The following is a 6,089-nucleotide window of genomic DNA, read 5'->3' on the forward strand; positions in this document are numbered from 1 at the left end:
TGGCGGCCACGGCCGAACCGGCCATGACCAGACCGGCCAGACCCGAAGCCCGAAGAAGATTCCGACGGGACGAAGCGGGGGCCGGGGCGGAGGACGGAGCGGAGGACGATGCATTGACGGACATGGCGGAGGCGCTCCTCGCGTTGTCGATGCGTGCTCGGGGGAACCGGCGACCGTCGGTCACGGTCGGGGTGTTGTGCGGTCAGATCGTGTTGCGGTACGGCGGCATGAAGCGCATACGAGGCATCTGGTCCGCCAGCACTCCCCCGTCGACGACGATGCGCGCCCCGGTGAGATACGCCCCGGCGTCCGAGGCGAGCAGCAGCAGCGCGCCCACGCATTCGTCGGGCTGCGCGTACCTGCCGAGCGGGATGCGCTCGCGGTACGCGGATTCGAAGGCCTCCCGGTCGAAGGGGAATTCGCCGTCGATGGGGGTCTCGACCATGCCGGGGGCGAGGGTGTTGGCGGTGATGCCGTGCGGGGCGAGCTCGACCGCCAGGGTCTCGGTGAGCAGTTGGGCGGCGGCCTTGGAGGCGTTGTAGTGGGCCAGGCCGGCCTCCGCCACCAGGGCGTTCTTCGAGGTGATGGTGATGATGCGGCCGGCGACCGAGTCCGCCGTCATGTGTTCGGCGATGCGCTGGCTGAGGAAGAAGACGGCGTCGACATTGACCCGCATGATGTGCGACCAGCTCGCCGGGGTGATCTCGTTGAAGCGCTCCAGCGCCGCGGTGCCCGCGTTGTTGACCAGGATGTGCAGCGGGCCCGCCTCGGCGCGTACGGCGTCGACGAAGCCGGGCAGCGCGTCGATGTCCGCGAGGTCCTGACCGTAGGTACGGCACCGGCGGCCGAGTGCCTCGATCGCCGCCGCGGTCTCGGCGATGCCCTGGGCACCGGGCAGGTCGACGAGGACCAGATCGGCGCCCGCCTCCGCGAGGCCGACGGCGAAGGACCGGCCGAGGCCCCGGGCGGCCCCGGTCACGACCGCGGTGCGGCCGGTCAGATCGAAGCGGTCGGTTCCGCGGGGCGGGACGGCTGCGGTCATGGCGGGGTTCCTCCAGGCGGAGCGGTACGGAGAGGGGGTGTGTCGGCTCCGGTACTGATCGCCGGAGGGGTCCGGGCCGCCGCGCTGGGACACATGGGTGATGGCGCGGCGGCCCGGCTGCCGGTCGGTACCGGGCGACAGGGAATGACCCCGGCCCGTACCGGCAGGTTCGGAGGAACGGCCGGATCAGCCGTTCAGGCCCAGCAGGTCCAGCGACGGCCGGTGGATGATCTCCTCCACCGCGTCCACGTCGAGCGGCGGCAGCCCGGGGATGCCGGGGATGCGGGCGATCTCCCGCAGCCCCTTCACCGAGTCGTCGACCGTTGTGAACGGGTAGTCGCTGCCGAACATCAGCTTGTGGAAGACCCCGTAGTCCTGGACCAGCCGGAGGCTGTGCCAGAGCTGGAAGGGCCGGTAGTGCAGGGCGCTGATGTCCGCGTACACATGCGGGTGCTTGCGGATGACCGCGATGCACTCGCCCTCGAAGGGGTGGCCGAGGTGGGCGAGGACCATCCGCAGTTCCGGATGGCGGATGGCGACCGCGTCCAGGTGGCGGGGCATCGCCCACTCCAGCGGCGCGCTCGACACAAAGGTCGTGCCGGTGTGCACCAGGAGCGGGAGACCGTGCCGTTCGGCGTACGTGTACAGCTCGTCGTACTCCTCGGCGGCCGGGTCGAAGCCCGCGTACATCGGCATCAGTTTGATGCCGCGCAGGCCCAGTTCCTGGTGGCCGTAGCGGAGTTCGTCCTGCCAGCCGGGCTGGGTGGGGTCGAGCGAGAGGTAGCCGATGAGGCGGTCGGGGTGTGCTCCGGCGTACGAGGCGACGGCCGCGTCGTCGACCCAGAGGCCGCTGCGCCGCGCCTTGCCGCCGACGACGATCGTGCGGGTGCCTTCGGGGGCGGTGGCCTCGTACTCCTCCCACTTCACCGTGAGGTCGACCTCGCCCGCGTGGGCGCGGGCGGAGTCGGACCTGAACGGGTCGGTGAAGTCGTGGCTGTGCCGGAAGAGGTGCGAGTGGACGTCGACGATCATGTCCGGTTCCGCTTCTCCCAGCCGTCCGCGAACATGTTCCAGAAGCGGTGGGTGGGCGGGTGTTCCTCGAAGACCTCGTCGACGAGCTCGACACCGAGACCCGGTGCGGTCGGCAGGCCGATCCGGCCGTCGACGATCGGGAGGGTGCCCTTGAGGGCGTCGAAGACGTAGTCCTCCAGGAGCCCGTCGAAGGTTTCGAGGATCTTGAAGTTGGGGATTCCGAGCGTCGCGTGCACCGAGACGGTGGTGCAGAGCGGCGAGTTCGAGTTGTGCGGGGCGACGAGCATGCCATGGGTATCGGCGATCGCGGCCAGTTTCCTGACCTCGGTGAAGCCGCCGGCCATGGAGAGGTCGGGCTGGATGATGTCGACGGCGTTGGTCGCGAAGAGCTGCTTGTACTCGTAGCGGTTGTGGAAGTGCTCACCGCCGGAGATCGGGAACGCGGCGCGCTGCCGCAGCTCCGCGTACCGCTCGATGTGGGTCCACGGCATCGGCTCCTCGAACCAGCCGATGTCGAAGGGCTCCAGCTCCCGCACCAGCCGGGCCGCGGTCGGCATGGCGAACCGGGCGTGGCCCTCGATGAACAGGTCGACGTCCGGTCCGATGGCCTCGCGGACGGCGGCCACGAGGTCGACGGAGCGGCGTAGTTCGGCCCGCTCCAGCTCGTGCAGGCCGGGGCCGAACGGGTCGAACTTGAGGGCGGTGAAGCCCTTCGCCACGGTCTCCTTCGCCTTGGCCGCGAAGGTCTCGGCATCACGCTCGCCGTTGTACCAGCCGTTGGCGTACACGCGTACGTCGTCACGGCAGGCGCCGCCGGTCAGCCGGTACGCGGGGACGCCGAGCGCCTTGCCCATCAGGTCGTACATGGCCTGGTCGAGGCCGGACAGGGCGACGCCGCCCATGTCGCCGCCGCGCAGGAAGTCGCCCTGGTAGACGCGGAGCCAGAGCTCCTCGATGTCGAAGGGGTCGGCGCCGATGAGGTGGCGCTGGGCCAGTGCCTCGGTGAGCGCGCAGACCTCGCGGACCCGGTAGGGGTGGGTGATCTCGCCGATGCCGGACAGGCCCTCGTCGGTGTGGACCCGGACGTAGCCGAAGTCGCGCCAGGAGGTGCCGAGCATCAGGGTCTCGACGCGGGTGATCCGGCCGGCGGGGCCCGCCGGGCGGGTGCGGTTGACGGTAAGCATCAGCGGGTCGCTCCACCCATGGTCGAGGCGTTCTCCAGGTCGCGGGCGCCGCCGTCGGCGAGCACGGCCTTGACCGCGGCCTCGGTGCCCTCGATGAGACGGTCCACGTCGGCGTCGGTGTGGGCGTAGCTGATGTGGCTGCGCTTGAGGTTGAGCGGCAGCTCGAACAGGCCGTGGTCGAGGAGCTTGCGGCGGTAGCCGACGAACAGCGAGGCGTCGTTGTTCAGCAGGTCCGCGTAGGTGCGGGGGGCCTCGCCCGGCATGAAGTAGCTGACGAAGACGGAGCCGTAGCCGGTGACGACGGCGGGGACGCCGAGGCGCTCGTACAGTCCGGTCAGTTCGGTGCGGACGCGCTCGCCGAGCCGGAAGACGTGCTCGTGGACGGGCTCCTCGCGGAGCTTGCGCAGGGTGGCGAGGGCGGCGGCGACGACGGACGGGTGGCCGTTGTACGTGCCGGCGAAGAAGGCGGGGGCGCCGGGGCGGGTGGAGAAGAGGTCCATCAGGTCGGCGCGGCCGCCGATCGCGCCGACGGGGGCGCCGTTGGCGATCGCCTTGCCGAGGGTGGTGAGGTCGGGGGTGACACCGGAGATCTTCTGCCAGCCGCCGATGTCGTGGCGGAAGCCGGTGATGACCTCGTCGAAGATCAGGATGCTGCCGGCCTTCGTGGTCTCCTCGCGCAGCGTGGTGAGGAACTCCTGGTACGGCAGGAGCGCTCCGACGTTGTGCGGGACGGGCTCGACGATCACGGCGGCGATGTCGGAGCCGTGCTCGGCGAAGGTGCGGCGGACGGCCTCGCTGTCGTTGAACGGCAGGACGAGGGTGGCTTCGAGGACCTCGGGCAGGATGCCGGTGGAGATCGGGTCGTGGCCGCCGACCTTCTCGGGCGCGGAGATGACGTTGAGGCTGACCGCGTCGTGCCAGCCGTGGTAGCAGCCCTGGAACTTCACGACCAGGCGGCGGCCGGTGGCGGCGCGGGAGACGCGCAGCGCGTGGAAGGTGGCCTCGCTGCCGGTGCTGGTGAGCAGCACCTTCTCGATGGAGGGGATCAGCTCGGTGAGCTGTTCGGCGAGGAGGACCTCGCCCTCGGTGACGCCGACGCCCATGTGGCCGAGGGTGGCTCCGGCCTCGGCGGTGGCGCGGGCCACGTCGGGGTCGTTGTGGCCGAGCAGGGGCGGTCCGAACGCCGAGTGGAAGTCGGTGTACTCGCGTCCGTCGGCGGTACGGAACCGTGCGCCGTCCGTCCCCGTGACGACCAGGTCGGTCAGTCCGGGAACACTGCGCTGACCGCTGTTCACGCCGCCGGGTACGACCTGGCGGGCGCGCTCGGCGAGTCGGGCTCCGGATTCGTTGCCAACCGGGCCTGAACTCATATCGCTTGCTCCTTGCGTCGAGAGTCGTCGGTCTTCGCAGGCCCTGCCCGGCCCGTGAATCCCTGGCGCCATCCGCCCGGCAGTCGCCGCAGGAAAGGGATGATCCGTGATGCTTGGGGTGGTGCGTTTCGCTTTTCCAGAACGCTGTTCTGTAGAGCAGAACAGTGCCTGGATATTACGTCCGCCTTCGGGGCCGGTCAAGACCTTTCCGGGCCCGGGAAGACCCGATTCCGCGCCTTCTTCACCGAGAACACGCATTCCAGGCCTCCCCGAGGGACTAGGCTGTTCTGCTATGACGAACAGTGCTGCCCCAGAAGAACCGAAGTACTGGGTCAAGAGCGTGGCCAGGGCAGCGGACATCCTCGAAGCGCTCGCCGCCCCCGCACAGGGGAACGGCCTGAGCGTCACGGAGGTCGGCCAGGCCTGCTCCATCTCCAAGAGCGCCGCCTTCGGCATGCTCCAGACCCTGCGCGCCTACGGCCTCGTCTCGGACGACGGCGAGGGCATGAACCGCCGCTACCGGCTCGGCATGAGCCTGGCCCGGCTCGGCGACCGGGCCCGCTCCCAGGTGTCGCTGCGCGGCGTCGCCCACCCGGTGCTGCGCGAGCTGACCCGGGCCACCGGGATGGCGTCCAGGCTCGCGGTCCCCGAGGACGGCCACGCGGTCGTCGTGGACCAGGTCGAGCTCGACCAGCGCGTCCGGCTCGATCTGCGGATGGGGCAGCGCGAGCTGCCGCACTGCACGGGTCTGGGCAAGGCGCTGCTCTCCGCCGTGCCGCCCGGCGAGGCGGCCGCGGTCGTCGAGCGGTTCGGGCTGCCCCGGCGCACCTCCCGCACCATCACCGACCCGGCGACCTTCCTGTCGCATCTGCGCGACATAGCCCGGGTCGGCTACGCCCTGGACGACGAGGAGGACGCCGAGGGCATCATCTGCATCGGCGCGCCGGTCTTCGACGACCGTGCGGTGTGCGCCGGGGCCGTCTCGATCACCGGCCTCAAGCTCGGCCTGCCGGCCTGGCGCTACCAGGAACTGGGCGGCCAGGTACGGGACGCGGCCCGCCGGATCAGCGTCTCGCTCGGCTGGGTCGACGACTCGGACGGCACCGCGTCCGACAGCGACACGTCGCATTCCGACGGATTCGGGTCTTGACCAAATGGCTTAACCCGCCGTAGGTTCCCTGCCAACCGCGGTGACACTTCGAGGTCACCGGCGTTTTACCCTTTCCGACCTGGTTCCGGCGCCTGCCCATCGCGCCGTGAACACTCGACGGTCGGACCCTTTTCAGCCATCCGCCTCATGGCAGTCCCCCGCAGGAACGCTCCCTCACTTGTCGCACTTCTCGGAAGGCGAAGTCCGCATGAGCGTTCCGCAGCAACACACCCCCGCTTCGTCCCGTCGGAATCTTCTTCGGGCTTCGGGTCTGGCCGGTCTGGTCATGGCCGGTTCGGCCGTGGCCGCCG

General features: G+C 70.2%; 5 protein-coding genes. 1 reads left to right on the plus strand and 4 read right to left on the minus strand.

Translation table 11 applies throughout. The annotated features are described in order from the left end of the window. Positions 1-202: 202 nt before the first annotated feature. From ABZ622_RS41475 to ABZ622_RS41490, 4 genes are all read right to left on the minus strand, one after another. Positions 203-1,042, minus strand: coding sequence for an SDR family oxidoreductase (locus ABZ622_RS41475; protein WP_360552455.1), 840 nt, complete (start codon positions 1,040-1,042; stop codon positions 203-205). Positions 1,043-1,228: 186 nt separating this feature from the next. Continuing rightward, positions 1,229-2,074, minus strand: a complete 846-nt coding sequence (locus tag ABZ622_RS41480; RefSeq protein ID WP_124718887.1) for an amidohydrolase family protein — start codon at positions 2,072-2,074, stop codon at positions 1,229-1,231. Next, positions 2,071-3,258, minus strand: a complete 1,188-nt coding sequence (locus ABZ622_RS41485; protein WP_360552457.1) for a mandelate racemase/muconate lactonizing enzyme family protein — start codon at positions 3,256-3,258, stop codon at positions 2,071-2,073. Before ABZ622_RS41485 ends, ABZ622_RS41480 begins: the two co-directional genes overlap by 4 nt. Beyond that, positions 3,258-4,628, minus strand: coding sequence for an aspartate aminotransferase family protein (locus ABZ622_RS41490; protein ID WP_360552459.1), 1,371 nt, complete (start codon positions 4,626-4,628; stop codon positions 3,258-3,260). Before ABZ622_RS41490 ends, ABZ622_RS41485 begins: the two co-directional genes overlap by 1 nt. Before the next feature lie 292 nt (positions 4,629-4,920). Between ABZ622_RS41490 and ABZ622_RS41495 the strand changes: the two genes are divergently transcribed. Then, entirely contained in the window at positions 4,921-5,778 is an 858-nt protein-coding gene (locus tag ABZ622_RS41495; protein WP_360552461.1) for an IclR family transcriptional regulator, read from the plus strand. Positions 5,779-6,089: the final 311 nt, after the last annotated feature.

It is taken from the genome of Streptomyces sp. NPDC007164, assembly GCF_040634135.1.
Classification (GTDB): domain Bacteria; phylum Actinomycetota; class Actinomycetes; order Streptomycetales; family Streptomycetaceae; genus Streptomyces; species Streptomyces sanglieri.